Origin of the sequence: Streptomyces longispororuber (assembly GCF_024448165.1) — a bacterium.
GTDB classification, from domain to species: domain Bacteria; phylum Actinomycetota; class Actinomycetes; order Streptomycetales; family Streptomycetaceae; genus Streptomyces; species Streptomyces longispororuber_A.
Genome location: NZ_JAMOLN010000223.1, coordinates 1 through 16085, shown reverse-complemented (window position 1 = coordinate 16085; position 16085 = coordinate 1). Strand labels below are relative to the sequence as shown.

The following is a 16085-nucleotide window of genomic DNA, read 5'->3' as shown; positions in this document are numbered from 1 at the left end:
TCCCCCGCTCCGAATGGCTCAAGGCCGCCCGCCGCGCCCTGACCTCCGCCCCGAACGAAGCCCTCGGCTACGGCGACCCCCGCGGCCGCCCCGAACTGCGCACCTCCCTCGCCGGCTACCTCGCCCGCGCCCGCGGCGTCCACACCGACCCCGACCGCATCGTCATCTGCGCCGGGTTCCACCATGGCCTGATGCTGCTCGGCGATGTGCTGCGCCGCCGCGGCGTGCAGAACGTGGCAGTGGAGTCGTACGGCCTCGACGTCCACTGGGACGTCCTCACCCGCACCGGCCTGCGCACCCGCCCCCTCCCTTTCGACGACCTGGGCACGGACCCCGGGGTGCTGGATGACTGGGGGACCGGCACGAGGGACTCGGCGGGGCAGCCGGGCGGGGCGGCTGGCGTGGGAGCGGCGCTGCTGGCGCCCGCCCACCAGTTCCCGATGGGCGTACCCCTGCACCCCGACCGGCGCGCCGCCGCCGTCGACTGGGCCCGCCGCACGGGCGGCCTGATCCTGGAGGACGACTACGACGGCGAGTTCCGCTACGACCGCCAACCCGTCGGCGCACTGCAGGGCCTTGACCCGGACCGTGTCGTCTACCTCGGTACCGCGAGCAAGTCCCTCGCCCCCGGCCTACGTCTCGGGTGGATGGTGCTGCCTGCCTCTCTGACCCAGGAGGTGGTCGAGTCCAAGGGCAGCATCGACTGGTCATGCGGGGTCCTCGACCAGCTCACCCTCGCCGAGTTCCTGAACTCCGGCGCCTACGACCGCCATCTGCGCGGCGCCCGCCTGCGCTACCGGCGCCGCCGCGACCAACTCGTCGCGGCCCTGGCCGAACACGCCCCGGCCGTCCACGCCACCGGCATCGCCGCCGGTCTCCACGCCGTCCTCCAACTCCCGCCCGGTACCGAACAGTCCGTGGTCCGAGCTGCCGCCTGGCAAGGCCTGGGAGTCGCCGGCCTGTCCAGCTTCCGCCACGAGGACACCGCCGCTTCCGACGCCCGGGCCGACGCCTTGGTGGTGGGCTACGGCACCCCACCCGACCACGCCTGGTCCGGGGCACTGGACGCCTTGTGCCGAGTACTGCCCTAGGGGTTGGGCTCTGGCCGGTCCTGGCTTGAGACCGTGCCTGGACTTGATACCGCGCCCGGGCCTGAGTTGGACTCTGACCCTTGGCGATGGCGATGGCGATGGCGACGGCGACGGCGACGGCGACGGCGATGGCGACGGCGGGGGCGTTGGCGTTGGCGTTGGACCACCTTGGCCAAGGTCTTGGCGCTTCCCGACTCGGCCATCCGACGACCACCCCACTCAGCCACCCCGGCGATCACCTCTACTCGGCCACCCGAACGGTCCCCCTACTCAGCCGCCCGAACCGACTCCACGTCCTCCGCCACTGGCGCCTCCCCGAACCGCGCCAACGCCAGGGCCCCCGCCACAGCCACCACAAACCCCAGCACCGCCAGCCACTCGAACCCCGGCCGCGTCCGGTCCCCGAGCCACACCACCCCGACCACGGCCGGCCCCACGGTCTCCCCGACGACCATCCCTGCCGTCGCCACCGTCACCGATCCCCGCTGCAACGCCGACGTCAGCAGCAAGAACGCCGCACCGCCGCCCACCAACAGCGCATAGGTCGCCGGATTCGTCAGCAGCTCTCCAGGTGACATGTCGTCGATGAGCCGCACACTCACCTCGACCACTCCGAACCCGAACCCGGCCCCGAGCCCGAGCGCCAGGGCCCGCCCCCGTCCGGGCAGCCGGCCCGCCACGCCGCCGAGCAACAGCACCCCGGCCGCGACCCCGAGCATCGCGAACCGCAGTGCGTCCGAACCGGACCGGTCTCCCTCAGCGCCCGACGCGAGACCCAACATCGCCAGTCCCGCACACACGGTGCCCACCGCGCCCCACTCCGCGCCGGTCAACCGGACCCGCAGCAGCCGCGCCGCGACCACCGCCGTGACCGCCAGACTCGCCGCGAGCGCCGCCCCCACGGCGTAGATGGGGATCGACCGCAACGCCACGACCTGCAGCACGAATCCGAGCCCGTCGAGCCCGAGCCCGACGAGGTAGCGCCACTGCCGCAGTGCCCTCATCAGCAGAGCCGGATCCACCCCCGACCCTGTTCCCGGCTCCGCGGCCCGCGCGGCCATCGCCTGGAGAACGGACGCCGTACCGAAGCAGATCGCCGAGCCGAGGGCGCAAATCATTCCAAGAGGCACAAAGCGACTGTAGAGGAAGGGGAGTCGGAGGCCGCTCGCGGAGCCGGTATGCGTTCGGGCCGCCCACTCTTCTACGCTGACCGCCGACGAACATCGGACGGCGCCGTGGCAGAGGACGACAGGCCACGGCCGAGCGAGGCGCCACTGGCCACACACCCGGCGGCGCCTGCGGAATCGGGGGAGTTGAACTGATGGCGGAGAAGAGGCGACGGCTGCGGTCCAGCACGGTCGTGCTCGGCGGCATGGGCGTGCTGGCCACAGCCCTGACGTCTTGTGGATCCGATCCCGACCAGCGCTGCGTGGACCGCGACAGCTACGACGTGGTCAACGGCTACAAGATCGTCAGCGACCAGTACTGCAAGAGCGGTTCCGGATCGACCACGGTCGGCAAGGGCCGCAAGTCCGGCACCGGAACCGGCGGCAGCACCAACGGCACTGGAAAGAGCGGCCGGGTCGACGGCGACTGGTACTACGACGCCGACGTCAGCGGCCGATACGCCGACTACGGGACCTTCAGCCGCAGCGAGGCCGTGGACCGCGACGGCTTCGGATGCTCGGGCTCCGGAGGCGGCTGAACCAGCGATGCGCCGCCACACCATTCAGCCCCGCGACGGCTGGCAGCAGACCGTCGAGAGCCAGGGGCTCATCTACCCCCTCACCCGCTACCCGGACAACTCCCTGCGCCCGTACTGGGACGAGAGCGCCTACTACGAGTTCACCCTCCCCGAGGTCGAGGCCCTGGAGGAGGTCGTCGAGGAACTGCACGAGATGTGCCTGGCCGCGGCCGAGCACCTCGTCACCCACGATCGCCTCACCGACCTCGGCATCACCGATCCACGGCTCGCGTCACTGGTCCGCGAGTCCTGGCACCGGCGTGCCGAACTTCCCTCCGTGTACGGCCGGTTCGACCTCCACTACGACGGCCGCACGGGAGCCCCGGCGAAGCTCCTGGAGTACAACGCCGACACCCCGACCTCCCTGGTCGAGGCGGCCAGCCCGCAGTGGTTCTGGATGGAGGAGCGCTTCCCCGGTGCCGACCAGTGGAACTCCCTTCATGAACGGTTGATCGACGCCTGGAAGAAGCAGGCGGCGCTCCTGCCGCCCGGCAGCCCTCTCTACTTCGCTCACTCGGCCGGCGATGAACTCGGCGAGGACCTGATGACCGTCGCCTATCTGCGGGAGACCGCGGAGCAGGCCGGGCTGGAGACGGACTCCATCTCCATGGAGGACATCGGCTGGGACCGGCTCTCGGGCCGGTTCGTCGACAAGAAGCTCCGCTTCATCCGCAGCTGCTTCAAGCTCTATCCCTGGGAGTGGCTCACCACCGACCGCTTCGCCCCGCACGTGCTGGGCACCCTCGACAACGGCGGCGGCACCGGCACCACCCTGTGGATCGAGCCCGCCTGGAAGATGCTGCTGTCCAACAAGGCGCTTCTTGCAGTGCTGTGGGAACTCTTCCCCGGCCACCCGAACCTCCTTCCCGCCTACCTGGACGGCCCGCGTGAACTCGCCGGCACCACGGGGTACGTCGCCAAGCCTCTGCTCGGCCGAGAGGGCGCCGGCGTCACCATTCACGAAGCGGCCGCCACACCGCCTGAACTCCCGGCTCGTGAAGAAGCCTGCTGCTACCAGGAGTTGAGGCCGCTGCCCGACTTCGACGGCAACCGAGTCGTGCTCGGCGCGTGGGTCGTCGAGAACGAAGCGGCCGGCCTCGGCATCCGCGAGTCCGCGGATCTGATCACGGACGAGTACGCCCGCTTCCTGCCCCACGTCATTCTCTAGCGCCCGGCCGGGCCCGGACCGTCGATCCCGGGCCCGGCCGCGACGCCCACGGTGCCGCGGAACGTCATCACTCTTCAGGTGTCAAGGAACCCTCGGATGTCTCCGGGCGCCGCCGTTCATGCGCCGAGTACCGTGCGGAGCTGGTCGAGCCCCCAGTCCAGATCCTCCTTACTGATCACCAAGGGCGGAGCGATCCGGATCGTGGAGCCATGGGTGTCCTTCACGAGCACACCCCGGTCCATCAACTTCTCCGAGATCTCCCGGCCCGTCCCGTACGCCGGATCGATGTCGACGCCCGCCCACAGGCCGCGCCCCCGTACCTCCGTGACCCTGCCGGTGCCGGTCAACAGCCCCAGTTCCGCGTGCAGATGCTCGCCGAGCTCCGTCGCCCGCTGCTGGAACTCCCCCGTGCGCAGCATCGCGATCACCTCCAGGGCCACCGCGCACGCCAGCGGATTGCCGCCGAACGTCGACCCGTGCTCGCCCGGCCGGAACACGCCCAGCACCGCCTTGCTGGACACGACCGCCGACACCGGAACGACACCACCACCGAGCGCCTTGCCCAGCACGTACATGTCGGGCACGACACCCTCGTGCTCGCAGGCGAACGTCCGTCCCGTCCGTCCGAGACCCGACTGGATCTCGTCCGCGATGAACAGCACCTCACGCTCGCGCGTCAGCTCACGTACGGCCCGCAGATATCCGGCCGGCGGAACGAGGACCCCCGCCTCCCCCTGGATCGGCTCCAGGAGCACGGCCACGGTGTCCTCGGTGACCGCCTCCCGAAGCGCCGCCAGGTCCCCGTACGGGACGATGTCGAACCCCGGTGTGTACGGCCCGAAGTCCGCCCGCGCCTCCGGGTCCGTGGAGAAGGAGACGATCGTCGTCGTGCGGCCGTGGAAGTTGTCCGCGGCGACCACGATCCGGGCCCTGCCGTCCGGCACCCCCTTGACCCGGTATCCCCACTTCCGGGCGGTCTTCACGGCGGTCTCCACCGCCTCCGCCCCCGTGTTCATCGGCAGCACCATCTCCATGCCGCACAGCTCGGCGAGCTCCGTACAGAACTCGGCGAACCGGTCGTGGTGGAACGCCCTCGAGGTCAGGGTGACCCGCTCCAGCTGGGCCTTGGCCGCTTCGATGAGCCGCCGGTTCCCGTGTCCGAAGTTCAGCGCGGAGTATCCGGCGAGCATGTCGAGATAGCGGCGCCCCTCGACGTCCGTCATCCACGCGCCGTCCGCCGTGGCGACGACGATGGGCAGCGGATGGTAGTTGTGCGCACTGTGCTCGTCGGAGGAGCGGATCAGGCTCTCCGTAGCGGTGCGGTCCCCGGTTGCGGGGGAAGGAGTCACAGAAGTCACGGGATCTCCGTTCTTACGGCTCTGTGAGCCTTGCGGCTCTTACGGCGCGAGACGGGTTTGTGGCCCTTTCCTATCGTCGCTCGCATCCTGGACGTGGAAACCTCGCGCACCGGCGCGCCCGGTACTGTGATCCCAGGGCCGTGACTGGCGCGCTTGGATGGGACCGACCATCGGGGAGCGGCCCGTGAACTGTGTGCCGTGCGCCTGGGCCGAACCGTGCAGCGCCCCTTGTGTCCGACATCGCTCGGACGGGGGAGAACCCGTCCCGGAGGTCCGTCATGCCAGAGCCCACCCCCACTTCTTCCTCGCTGTCCACCGAGTCCGTGGCCTTCCGCAGCGCCCTCGACGTCATCCGGGGCGTGGAGCCCCGGGTCGCGGACGCCATCGGCCAGGAGATCGCCGACCAGCGCGAAATGCTCAAGCTGATCGCCTCCGAGAACTACGCCTCGCCGGCCACCCTGCTGACGATGGGCAACTGGTTCAGCGACAAGTACGCCGAGGGCACCGTGGGCCGCCGCTTCTACGCCGGCTGCCGCAACGTCGACACCGTCGAGGCGCTGGCCGCCGAGCACGCCCGCGAGCTCTTCGGCGCCCAGCACGCCTACGTCCAGCCGCACTCCGGCATCGACGCCAACCTCGTCGCCTTCTGGGCCGTCCTCGCCGACCGCGTCGAGGCACCCGCCCTGGAACGGGCCGGCGTCCGCAACGTCAACGATCTGTCGGACGCCGACTGGGCAGGGCTGCGTCAGGCCTTCGGCAACCAGCGCATGCTCGGCATGTCCCTGGACGCCGGCGGCCACCTCACCCACGGCTTCCGGCCCAACATCTCCGGCAAGATGTTCGACCAGCGCAGCTATGGCACCGACCCGGCCACCGGGCTGCTCGACTACGAGGCCCTGCGGGCCACGGCCCGCGAGTTCAAGCCGCTGATCATCGTCGCCGGATACTCCGCCTACCCCCGTCTGGTGAACTTCCGCATCATGCGGGAGATTGCCGACGAGGTCGGCGCGACCCTGATGGTCGACATGGCGCACTTCGCGGGCCTCGTCGCCGGCAAGATCCTCACCGGCGACTTCGACCCGGTGCCGCACGCGCAGATCGTCACCACGACCACCCACAAGTCGCTGCGCGGCCCGCGTGGCGGCATGGTCCTGTGCGACGACTCGCTCGCCGCCCAGGTCGACCGTGGCTGCCCCATGGTGCTGGGCGGCCCGCTGCCGCACGTCATGGCCGCCAAGGCCGTCGCCCTCGCCGAGGCCCGCCGTCCCGACTTCCGCGAGTACGCCCAGGCCGTCGTCGACAACGCCCGCGCGCTGGCCGAAGGCCTGATCCGACGCGGTGCCACGCTGGTCACCGGCGGTACGGACAACCACCTCAACCTGATCGATGTCGCCACCTCCTACGGTCTGACCGGCCGCCAGGCCGAGTCCGCGCTTCTTGATTCCGGCATCGTCACCAACCGCAATGCCATTCCTGCCGACCCGAACGGCGCCTGGTACACCTCCGGTATTCGCATCGGCACCCCCGCCCTGACCACGCGTGGCCTGGGCACGGGCGAGATGGACGAGATCGCGGCCCTGATCGACCGCGTCCTCACCGCTGCCGAGCCCGGCACCACCAGCAAGGGCGCCCCGTCCAAGGCCCAGCACGTGCTGGAGCCCAAGATCTCCGACGAGGTCTCGCGCCGAGCCGCCGACCTGCTGACCGGTTTCCCCCTCTACCCGGGCATCGACCTCAGCTGAACTTGTCCGCTGCCTCCTGCCAGGTCCTCCCGGCAGGAGGCAGCGGTGCTTTCGACTGGCGGCGTCCCTGGGTGACGAACCCACTCACCGGGCTGTCATATGTCCCGTAGTTCCTGGCGAGGGCCGTGGTCCTTGCGGTGCCGTATCGAGGCCACGGTCTGCGGAAGGCGGATCACCAGGGGCCGCAGCAGCAGCGCCATGGCTGCCCCGGCCACCAGTCCGGGCACCGCCCACCACCAGTCGGTGTCCCCACTCCGTGTCGTGACTGCCGAGTGGGAAGTAGCAGGAGTGGCCGCCTCCTGGTCCCGGTCCGGGGCGGGAAATATGGGCGCCGCGCCTCCTTCGGACTTCTTGCCCATGACCCCGAGCTTGCGCAGCAGAGCCCGCAGAGCGGCCGGCTGCTCCGCCTTGTGCCAGTGGCCGGTCGACAGCTCGGGCATATCGGTGGACGTGTGTATCCAGACTTCCTTGCTGCCCGGGGTGTCCGGGTAGACACGGTCCAACCGCCACGGCTGCACGTCGTGGATCATCCATGTCACGTTCAGCTGGCGCCCGGCACCGACGCCGACTCCGGGCGGCAGTTCTTCCTTCTGATCCGGCCGGCCGAGCAGGCTGGTCAGCCGTCCGTACTCCTTGTCGCTGAAGTAGAGAGCCGCGCTCTCCTGGCTCTCCGGCGATACGACCAGGACGCTCGTCGGCCCGCCGGCCGACGCCTGCGAGGCACCCAACAAGATCATGGCCAGTGCGGCCATGAGCGCCGTGACCAGCGCGGACAGTCTCCTCACCGTGTGCATCAGAACCCCCAGCCGATCCGCCGGCACGGCCCCTCCGCGCCGGTTCACTTCTGGTACACCGCTCAGGCCGCCCAGGTTCCCGATTCGCTCCGACGACTTTTCGACACCGCCGGGACCTGCCGGGTGCCGAACCCCGGTCAGCGCAGGTTGAGCCCCGGAAACGGCCGGAGCAGCAGTCCCGGGGACGGACGGCGAGAGGAACGAAGCAGGGCTGCCTAGTGCTCGACGCGCTCGACACGCCCGGACTCCGCGATCTTCAAAGCTTCCGACCGGGACGTGACACCTTCCAGACGCAGCGTGAGCTGCTCGCCCCGCGTCCATAGCAACGTCGGACCGGCGACGCGCTCCGACCGGTTCCACCGCCGCCCGTCCTCGTCCAGCATCCAGAAGCTCAGCCGATGCTCACGGGCGAACCACAGCCCCGTCTCATGGCCCACGGAGACCCAATCGGGCTGCATCGGCACCGTCTTGGCGAAGCCGATGTCGAGCCGGGCGGGAAACTCGTCGAGCCGTATCGTCCGCCCCCCGTCCCGCCAGCACAGAGTGAGCAGAGCGCGCTCGCCCGGCTCCCGGGTGACCGCGATCCCGTCCGGCGCCCCCAGCCGGTGTGGGACCAGCGGTTCGAAACCGGCACGGCGCACGGCCTGCTCCAGGGACAGGGACACGCCACAGCCGGGAACGTGAGCGCCGGACGAAGGCGTGGCCGACGGGTCGTAGCGCACCTCGACCCCGCCGAACCCGAACCAATCCGCGACGGCCGCCCGCACGGGAGGCGTGAACACGGCGATCGCCGCCACTCCACAGAGTGTGGCCGTGAGCATCCGCCACCGTCTCCGGGCCCACCGCCGAAGCCGATGTATGAGCGCGCGAGGCCCCCGCGGCTCGACGGCAGGCGTGGCGACGCGCTCGGAGATGATCTGCGCCAGGACGCGCTCCGCCATGGTCTCGCCCGCGCCGTCCGGACCTTCCATCAGCCGGCCCAGGGCGCGCAGCTCCTCGGGCAGTCCCTGCCCGTCATCGCGTCGCTCGCCCATGCTCGTCACCTCCCTTCCGAAGCCGTGACGTCGTCGTCGGAGACGGCTCGTGCGCCGCCGGCAGCAACTGCCCGAGCTTGCGCAGCGCGCGGTTGAGCCGGGACTTGACCGTGCCCCGCGGCCAGCCCAGAGCCTGCGCGGTCTCCACCTCCTCCATCTCCAGCAGATAGCGGTAGGTGACGACGAGCCGATGGTCCTCGCTCAGCAGCTCCAGGGCAGCGAGAAGCTCGGTTCGGCGCTCTCCTTTGAGTGCCGCGACCGCCGGGTCGGCCGACTCCGGTATCAGCGGCTCGGCCTCGGCCATGGCGGCCTCCCGGTCGGCGACGGAACGCTGCCGACCCGCCGATCTCACTGTGTTCCTCGTCTCATTGGCGACGATCTTGAGCAGCCACGGCTTGAACGCCGAGCCGTCCTTGAACCGTCCCAAGCTGCGATACGCCTTGAAGAAGGACTGCTGCACGACATCTTCCGCGTCCGCCCCCGCGCCCAGCGCTCTGGCTGCCCGCAGGGCGATCCCGGTGAAGGCGCGGACCAACTCCGCGTACGCCTCCGGCTCTCCGGCGCGCACGCGGGCGATCACCGCGCCTTCGTCGACGACGTGGCCCCCCTCCAGGACTTCCCCCTGTGTCCTCACACCTTTGATACACCGGCCGACCGGGATCGGTTCCCACCCGTCACGCCCGAGTTCTCACAGACCGTCACGCCCAGGCCCGCGATATCGCCCATCGGTTCCGCACTTGTCGTGCACGCGTCCCACACCCGTCCCCAAGCAATGAGAGACACCTGAGAGAATGAAGGCATGGCCTCTGATCGTCCCCGCGTGCTCTCCGGAATCCAGCCCACCGCAGGCTCGTTCCACCTCGGCAACTACCTCGGTGCGGTCCGCCAGTGGGTGGCACTGCAGGAGTCCCATGACGCCTTCTACATGGTTGTGGACCTGCACGCGATCACCGTTCCGCAGGACCCCCAGGACCTGCGTGCGAACACCCGGCTCGCGGCCGCCCAGCTCCTGGCCGCGGGCCTCGACCCGGACCGGTGCACTCTCTTCGTGCAGAGCCACGTCCCCGAGCACGCGCAGCTCGCCTGGATCATGAACTGCCTCACGGGGTTCGGCGAGGCGAGCCGGATGACGCAGTTCAAGGACAAGTCCGCCAAGCAGGGCGCCGACCGCGCCTCCGTCGGCCTGTTCACGTACCCGATCCTGCAGGTCGCGGACATCCTGCTGTACCAGGCCAACCAGGTCCCGGTCGGCGAGGACCAGCGCCAGCACATCGAGCTGACCCGCGACCTGGCGACGCGCTTCAACGGCCGCTTCGGCGACACCTTCACGCTCCCGGCGCCGTACATCCTGAAGGAGACGGCGAAGATCTACGACCTTCAGGACCCGTCGATCAAGATGAGCAAGTCGGCGTCGACGCCGAAGGGCCTCATCAACCTGCTCGACGAGCCCAAGACCACCGCCAAGAAGGTCAAGAGCGCGGTCACCGACACCGACACCGTGATCCGCTACGACGCGGCGAACAAGCCGGGCGTCAGCAACCTGCTCAGCATCTACTCCACCCTCACCGGCACCGGTATCCCGGAACTGGAGCAGAAGTACGAGGGCAAGATGTACGGTGCGCTCAAGACGGACCTGGCCGAGGTCATGGTCGACTTCGTGACGCCGTTCCGGACCCGCACGCAGGAGTACCTGGACGACCCGGAGACGCTCGACTCGATCCTGGCCAAGGGCGCGGAGAAGGCGCGGGCCGTCGCCGCCGAGACGCTGTCCCAGGCGTACGAGAAGGTCGGCTTCCTGCCCGCCAAGCACTGAGCCAGCACCAGTCGCACGTCCCGCCCGCATGCCCACTACACGACGACAGGAGTACGACGTGGGGACCGTAACGATCGGCGTTTCGATCGCGGTCCCGGAGCCTCACGGCAGCCTGCTCCAGGAGCGGCGTGCGGGCTTCGGCGACGCCGCGGCGCACGGCATTCCCACGCACATCACGCTGCTCCCGCCGACCGAGGTGGACGGCGGGGAGCTGCCGGCGATCGAGGCCCACCTGGCGGAGGTCGCCGCATCCGGGCGCCTCTTCGCGATGCGTCTCTCCGGTACGGGAACTTTCCGCCCGCTGTCGCCCGTCGTGTTCGTGCAGGTCGTCGAGGGTGCCGAGGCCTGCACATGGCTCCAAAAGCAAGTACGTGACGCTTCCGGGCCGGTCGCCCGGGAGCTGCAGTTCCCGTACCACCCCCACGTCACCGTGGCGCACGGCATCGCAGAAGAGGCGATGGACCGTGCCTTCGAGGAGCTCGCCGACTACGAGGCAGCGTGGCCGTGCACCGGCTTCGCCCTGTACGAGCAGGGCGCGGACGGGGTCTGGCGCAGGCTCCGGGACTTCACCTTCGGTAAGCCCGCGCTCCCCGCACAGTCCCCCGACCGCTCGGCCCGAGGACGCCGTCTGCCCGCCGGCTGATCAGGCTCCCTGAGCGGCGCCGCCCACGTCACCACGCGTCCGCACCCGCGCGCCGTGGCGCGCCCCTTTTGGGACGTCAGACCGGAAGCCGACGGAACACCGGCCGCGGCACATGCCGCAGCGCCGACATCACCACCCGCAGTGTCCCCGGCACCCACACCGTCTCCGACCGGCGCCGCAGCCCCGTCTCGATGGCCTGTGCGACCGCTTCCGGCGTCGTCGCCATCGGGGCCTCCGCCAGGCCCGCCGTCATCTTCGACCGCACGAACCCGGGGCGCACCACCATGACGTGCACGCCCGTGCCGTGCAGTGCGTCTCCCAGGCCCTGGGCGAAGGCGTCGAGACCTGCCTTGCTCGAGCCGTAGATGAAGTTGGCGCGGCGGGCGCGTTCGCCTGCCACCGACGAGAGCACGACCAGCGAACCGTGACCCTGCGCCTGCAGTGCCCGGGCGCAGACCAGTCCCGCCGAGACGGCGCCCGTGTAATTGGTCTGCGCGACGCGAACGGCCGCCATCGGCTCGCCCTCGTCCCGGGCCTGGTCGCCGAGGATGCCGAAGGCCAGCAGGACCATGTCGATGTCGCCCTCGGCGAAGACCTTGCCGAGCGTCTCCTCGTGCGACTCCGAGTCCAGCGCGTCGAACGGGACGGTGCGCGCGTCGGCACCCATCTCGCGCAGCTGCGCCGCAGCGCTGTCGAGCGCCGGCGAGGGGCGTCCGGCAAGCCAGACGGTGCGGGTGCGCCGGGCGACGAGGCGGCGGGCCGTCGCGAGCGCGATCTCGGATGTGCCACCGAGGACGAGCAGGGACTGCGGGGTACCGAAGGCGTCCTTCATGAGAACCAAACTCCAATGGGGCGGGGCCGATGGGCGACGCGTCGGCGCCGGTGCCGGCCGTGTGCCGGATGCGGAAATTCGAGGGGCCGGATCGGGAACCCGGTCGGCCCGAGCGGTGTATCAGAAGTGACAGCAGGCGCGGAGCGGCCGAGCCTGAGACGGGGAGAAGGCCAAGTGAGCGTAGGTGTACGGGAGTTGATCAGCGCTGGACCGATCCGGCCGGCATGGGGGCACGAAGTCGCGCGAGGGCGCTCGCCGCGTGCGGGTGCAGGGGGCACGCCCGGGTGCGCGCCGTCGTTCAAAGACTCAGACGGCGAGACAGGTCCGAGCAGAACACGCCGTGCGGATCCAGCCGCGCCCGCAGGGAGCGGAAGTCGTTCAGCCGCGGATACATGGCGGACAGCAGGTCGGGCCGGAGTCGGGAGTCCTTGGCGAGATAGATACGCCCGTCCGCAGCGGCCACCTCCTCATCGAGCTCGTCGAGGAACACGCTGAGCCCCGGCAGGTTCGCGGGGATGTCGAGGGCGAGTGTCCAGCCGGGCATGGGGAAGGACAGCCAGCCAGGATCGCCGTCGCCGAAGCGCTTGAGCACGGCGAGGAAGGAGGGGCAGCCGCGCTCCGAGATGCGCTGCACGATGCGGCGAAGAGCTTCCTCCTGTCCGTACCCGACGACGAACTGGTACTGCACGAATCCACTGCGCCCGTAGATGCGATTCCAGTGCGGGACACCGTCGAGAGGGTGGAAGAACGTCGACAGTTTCTGGATCTCGCCGACCCGGGCCTTGGGCGCCTTGCGGTACCACAGCTCGTTGAACAGGCCGACGGTCGTCCGGCCCAGCAGCCCTTCGGGCAGGAACGAGGGGGCGGCGGGCAGTTGGCCCGGGCGGAAGGCGAGCGGGGACCGGCGCGTTCGGGTGGGCAGCGCTTCGAGGGGCGCGTGGTCGCCGCGAGTCAGTACTGAGCGGCCCATCGCGGCTCCGCGGGCCAGGAGGTCGATCCAGGCGACCGAATAGCGGTAGCGGTGGTCGGTGGCGGTGAGGCGGGCCATCAAGTCGTCGAGGTCCGTGGCTCGTTCGGTGTCGACGGACATCAGTGAGGTCTCGACGCGCTGCAGTTGGATGCTCGCCGTGAGGATGATCCCGGTCAGGCCCATGCCGCCGGCCGTGGCGTCGAAAAGTTCGGTGCCCCGCTCCACGACACGGACTTCGCCGTCTGCCGTGAGGAGTTCCAGGGCGAGGACGTGGCGGGCGAAGGAGCCCGAGACGTGGTGGTTCTTGCCGTGGATGTCGGCGCCGATCGCGCCGCCGACCGTGACATAGCGAGTTCCCGGAGTCACCGGGACGAACCAGCCGAGAGGGAGGAGGACTTCCATCAGCCGGTGCAGTGAGACACCCGCATCGCAGAGCACGGTGCCGCCGTCGGCGTCGATGGCGTGGATCCGGTTGAGGTCCGTCATGTCGAGGACCGCGCCACCCGCGTTCTGAGCGGCGTCGCCATAGGCCCGGCCCAGGCCCCGTGCGATCCCGCCGCGTCGGCCGGGCGCGGCGCACTCGCGGACAGCCGCGACGGTCTCCTCGTACGAGCGGGGACGCACGAGGTGCGCGGACGTGGGGGCGGTGCGGCCCCAGCCGGTGACCGGCACGGAGTCATAGCCGGCATGCGGCGCGATGTGCGCTGTCGTGGTGCGGGGCTCGGCCGCCGAGGCGGCGGACGAGGGTGTGGCCGCGGCTGCAGGAACGGGAATGGGCGCCGATGGCGATGACGATAGCGGCGGCGCCGTGGTTGTGGCCGAAGAGGTGGGCGCCGAGACGGGAGTCGGACCGGGCTGAGGCGCGGCGACAGGCGGGGGCACGGAAGCGGGGGTGGATACAGGGTCGGCAGCCATGTGCGCGACGGTATCGCCAGAAGAAGGGAGGTTCGTCCTAAACCTAGCGATTCCTCACCGAAATGGGTGATTGATGGGGTTTCACCCTAAATTGCCCAAGATGTCGGTGTTTTGGGATTCAGAGTGAGCCACATGGACGACATGGACCGCCGATTGCTGTCGGCACTGCGCGACTGTGGCACCGACCGGCGCGTGGCGACAGCCGCGCGTGCGCTGTCCTGGGCCGGCGAGCACGGGGCCCTTTGGCTGGTCGCCGGCCTGGTGGGGGCCGCGGCCGACCGTGAACGGCGTGGTGCCTGGCTGCGTGGCACGGCCCTCACCGCGGGGGCGCACCTGGCCAGCATGGGCGTCAAGCGTGTGGTGCGCAGACCAAGACCGGGGGCGGAGATCGGTGTCGAGCCGTTGGTGAGGACTGCGGGGAAGCACTCGTTCCCGAGTTCGCATGCGACCTCGGCGGCCGCGGCGACGGTGGCCTATGGGGCGCTGAGGCCGGCGGGGGCGCGGCTGGTGCCGCCGTTGGCCGCCGCGATGTGTGTCTCGCGGATGGTCGTCGGGGTGCACTACCCCTCCGATGTCGCGGCGGGGGCGGCGTTGGGCGCGCTCACCGCGCGGCTGGGCGCGCGGTGGATGACCGGGGGTGCCGGGCGGTGACGGAGCGCATGGAGAGGGCTGAGCAGCGTCGGAGCGGCGCGGAAGTCGCTGATGGCGCTGAGGCCGCTGAAGTTGCGGAAGGGAAGAGCAAGTTGAGCGCCGTCGGGGCGCTTGATGGTGGGCGGGACGGATCTAGGGACGGGGACGGGGGTGAGGGCGGTATGGCAGGCAGGAGCGGAGCGCGGTTGGTCGGGGCGGCACGGGTCGGCGGGACCTCCACGGCTGTTCTGGAGCGCCCTCGGGATCCGGCGCAGGCGGAGAGACGGACGACCTCGGTCGGGCTGGCCGCAGGGCTGTTCAGGACGGCGCGGCCGCGCCAGTGGGTGAAGAACGTCCTCGTGGTGGCGGCGCCCGCGGCGGCGGGGCAACTGTTCACACGGCACGCTCTGGTTCAACTGACGCTGGTCTTCGCGCTGTTCACGGCGGCCGCGTCGGCGGTGTACCTGATCAACGACGCGCGGGACGCCGAGGCCGACCGGGCGCACCCGGTGAAGCGGAACAGGCCGGTGGCTGCCGGGCAGGTGCCCGTGGCGGTCGCCTACGCGGTCGGGGGAGCCCTGGCCTTCCTGGCGCCGGCTGCCGCGGCGGTGCTGTGCAATCCGGCGACGGCTGCGCTGTTGACGGCTTACGTCGGCATGCAACTGGCCTACTGCATCAGCCTCAAGCATGTGCTCGTCGTCGACCTGGTCGTGGTGACCACCGGATTCCTGATGAGAGCGATGATCGGCGGGCTTGCGCTGGGGATTCCGCTGTCGCGCTGGTTCCTGATCACCACGGGATTCGGGGCGCTGTTCATGGTGTCCGCCAAGCGGTACTCCGAGGCAGTGCAGATGGCAGGCAAGGCGGGGGCCACGCGGGCGCTGCTCACCGAGTACACGACGGGCTATCTGCGTTTCGTGTGGCAGCTCGCGGCCGGGGTCGCGGTGCTCGCGTACTGCTTGTGGGCGATGGAGGAGGGGGGTGTGGCGCGGAGCAGCCTGTTGCCGTGGCGGCAGTTGTCGGTGGTGGCCTTCATCCTCGCGGTGCTGAGATACGCGGTCTTCGCCGACCGGGGCACGGCGGGGGAGCCGGAGGACGTGGTGCTGCGGGACCGGGCCCTGGCGGTGATCGGCTTGGTGTGGCTGGCGATGTACGGGCTCGCGGTCGCCGACTGGTGAGGGGTGGCGGCGAGTGCGGTTGTGCGGGAGCCGGCTGAGCACGGTGAGGCCGGCGTGAACGCCGAGGAGGTGGACGAGGTGGAGATGAAGGCGGGGACCCAGGTGGATGCCCAGTTGGATGCCCAGGTGGAGTCCCAGGTGGGGGTCAACGTGGAGGCTCAAGCCGAGGCCGA

At 70.3% G+C, this 16085-nt stretch carries 15 protein-coding genes and 1 riboswitch; of the genes, 8 read left to right on the top strand and 7 right to left on the bottom strand.

Annotated features, from left to right (window positions below; all coding sequences use genetic code 11):
- On the top strand, positions 1-1091 hold a 1091-nt coding region (locus tag M4J07_RS40000), incomplete at its 5' end, for an aminotransferase-like domain-containing protein (RefSeq protein WP_255980676.1).
- Between the two features lie 266 nt (positions 1092-1357).
- Here the strand turns inward: M4J07_RS40000 and M4J07_RS39995 are convergent.
- Positions 1358-2209 carry a hypothetical protein gene (locus tag M4J07_RS39995; protein WP_255980674.1) on the bottom strand — a complete coding sequence of 284 codons (852 nt, stop codon included), beginning with the start codon at positions 2207-2209 and terminating at the stop codon, positions 1358-1360.
- A gap of 203 nt (positions 2210-2412) precedes the next feature.
- Here M4J07_RS39995 and M4J07_RS39990 point away from each other — a divergent pair, with 203 nt between their 5' ends.
- Together M4J07_RS39990 and M4J07_RS39985 are read left to right on the top strand one after the other, a co-directional pair.
- Positions 2413-2796, top strand: coding sequence for a hypothetical protein (locus tag M4J07_RS39990; protein WP_255980672.1), 384 nt, complete (start codon positions 2413-2415; stop codon positions 2794-2796).
- Between the two features lie 7 nt (positions 2797-2803).
- A complete protein-coding gene (locus M4J07_RS39985) occupies positions 2804-4003 on the top strand; it encodes a glutathionylspermidine synthase family protein (RefSeq protein WP_255980670.1) in 1200 nt (399 codons plus the stop codon).
- A gap of 116 nt (positions 4004-4119) precedes the next feature.
- On the opposite strand, the gene rocD is transcribed toward M4J07_RS39985, so the two are convergent.
- The gene (gene rocD / locus M4J07_RS39980; protein WP_255980680.1) at positions 4120-5352 is read right to left on the bottom strand and encodes an ornithine--oxo-acid transaminase; all 1233 of its coding nucleotides are present in this window, start codon (positions 5350-5352) and stop codon (positions 4120-4122) included.
- Positions 5353-5491: 139 nt separating this feature from the next.
- Positions 5492-5578: riboswitch (ZMP/ZTP riboswitch) on the top strand.
- A gap of 61 nt (positions 5579-5639) precedes the next feature.
- Between rocD and M4J07_RS39975 the strand changes: the two genes are divergently transcribed.
- A complete protein-coding gene (locus tag M4J07_RS39975; RefSeq protein ID WP_255980668.1) occupies positions 5640-7103 on the top strand; it encodes a glycine hydroxymethyltransferase in 1464 nt (487 codons plus the stop codon).
- Between the two features lie 95 nt (positions 7104-7198).
- On the opposite strand, the gene M4J07_RS39970 is transcribed toward M4J07_RS39975, so the two are convergent.
- The 3 genes from M4J07_RS39970 to M4J07_RS39960 form a co-directional block, all read right to left on the bottom strand.
- Entirely contained in the window at positions 7199-7897 is a 699-nt protein-coding gene (locus M4J07_RS39970) for a hypothetical protein (RefSeq protein ID WP_255980666.1), read from the bottom strand.
- A gap of 215 nt (positions 7898-8112) precedes the next feature.
- Positions 8113-8931 carry a hypothetical protein gene (locus M4J07_RS39965; RefSeq protein ID WP_255980664.1) on the bottom strand — a complete coding sequence of 273 codons (819 nt, stop codon included), beginning with the start codon at positions 8929-8931 and terminating at the stop codon, positions 8113-8115.
- The gene (locus M4J07_RS39960; protein WP_374215173.1) at positions 8912-9511 is read right to left on the bottom strand and encodes an RNA polymerase sigma factor; all 600 of its coding nucleotides are present in this window, start codon (positions 9509-9511) and stop codon (positions 8912-8914) included. The genes M4J07_RS39965 and M4J07_RS39960 overlap by 20 nt, the downstream gene beginning before the upstream one ends.
- A 219-nt stretch (positions 9512-9730) precedes the next feature.
- Between M4J07_RS39960 and trpS the strand changes: the two genes are divergently transcribed.
- Positions 9731-10744 carry a tryptophan--tRNA ligase gene (gene trpS / locus M4J07_RS39955; protein WP_255980660.1) on the top strand — a complete coding sequence of 338 codons (1014 nt, stop codon included), beginning with the start codon at positions 9731-9733 and terminating at the stop codon, positions 10742-10744.
- 58 nt (positions 10745-10802) lie between these two features.
- Positions 10803-11387 carry a 2'-5' RNA ligase family protein gene (locus M4J07_RS39950; RefSeq protein ID WP_255980658.1) on the top strand — a complete coding sequence of 195 codons (585 nt, stop codon included), beginning with the start codon at positions 10803-10805 and terminating at the stop codon, positions 11385-11387.
- A 76-nt stretch (positions 11388-11463) separates the two neighbouring features.
- Here the strand turns inward: M4J07_RS39950 and M4J07_RS39945 are convergent, their stop codons facing one another.
- On the bottom strand, positions 11464-12219 hold the full coding sequence (locus M4J07_RS39945; RefSeq protein WP_255980656.1) for a decaprenylphospho-beta-D-erythro-pentofuranosid-2-ulose 2-reductase: 756 nt from the start codon (positions 12217-12219) through the stop codon (positions 11464-11466).
- A gap of 298 nt (positions 12220-12517) precedes the next feature.
- A complete protein-coding gene (locus M4J07_RS39940) occupies positions 12518-13861 on the bottom strand; it encodes an FAD-binding protein (RefSeq protein ID WP_255980654.1) in 1344 nt (447 codons plus the stop codon).
- A 375-nt stretch (positions 13862-14236) separates the two neighbouring features.
- On the opposite strand from M4J07_RS39940, the gene M4J07_RS39935 reads away from it, so the two are divergent.
- Together M4J07_RS39935 and M4J07_RS39930 are read left to right on the top strand one after the other, a co-directional pair.
- Entirely contained in the window at positions 14237-14755 is a 519-nt protein-coding gene (locus tag M4J07_RS39935; protein ID WP_255980652.1) for a phosphatase PAP2 family protein, read from the top strand.
- A 161-nt stretch (positions 14756-14916) separates the two neighbouring features.
- The gene (locus M4J07_RS39930) at positions 14917-15912 is read left to right on the top strand and encodes a decaprenyl-phosphate phosphoribosyltransferase (protein ID WP_255980678.1); all 996 of its coding nucleotides are present in this window, start codon (positions 14917-14919) and stop codon (positions 15910-15912) included.
- Positions 15913-16085 lie beyond the last annotated feature (173 nt).

What these genes read in the sequence shown, in the direction of transcription:
- M4J07_RS39990 (WP_255980672.1), top strand. Translation starts at nt 2,413, where the DNA reads ATGGCGGAGAAGAGGCGACGGCTGCGGTCCAGCACGGTCGTGCTCGGC.
- M4J07_RS39965 (WP_255980664.1), bottom strand. Translation starts at nt 8,931, where the DNA reads ATGGGCGAGCGACGCGATGACGGGCAGGGACTGCCCGAGGAGCTGCGC.
- M4J07_RS39985 (WP_255980670.1), top strand. Translation starts at nt 2,804, where the DNA reads ATGCGCCGCCACACCATTCAGCCCCGCGACGGCTGGCAGCAGACCGTC.
- M4J07_RS39935 (WP_255980652.1), top strand. Translation starts at nt 14,237, where the DNA reads ATGGACGACATGGACCGCCGATTGCTGTCGGCACTGCGCGACTGTGGC.
- M4J07_RS39975 (WP_255980668.1), top strand. Translation starts at nt 5,640, where the DNA reads ATGCCAGAGCCCACCCCCACTTCTTCCTCGCTGTCCACCGAGTCCGTG.
- M4J07_RS39995 (WP_255980674.1), bottom strand. Translation starts at nt 2,209, where the DNA reads ATGATTTGCGCCCTCGGCTCGGCGATCTGCTTCGGTACGGCGTCCGTT.
- M4J07_RS39945 (WP_255980656.1), bottom strand. Translation starts at nt 12,219, where the DNA reads ATGAAGGACGCCTTCGGTACCCCGCAGTCCCTGCTCGTCCTCGGTGGC.
- M4J07_RS39970 (WP_255980666.1), bottom strand. Translation starts at nt 7,897, where the DNA reads ATGCACACGGTGAGGAGACTGTCCGCGCTGGTCACGGCGCTCATGGCC.
- trpS (WP_255980660.1), top strand. Translation starts at nt 9,731, where the DNA reads ATGGCCTCTGATCGTCCCCGCGTGCTCTCCGGAATCCAGCCCACCGCA.
- M4J07_RS39930 (WP_255980678.1), top strand. Translation starts at nt 14,917, where the DNA reads ATGGCAGGCAGGAGCGGAGCGCGGTTGGTCGGGGCGGCACGGGTCGGC.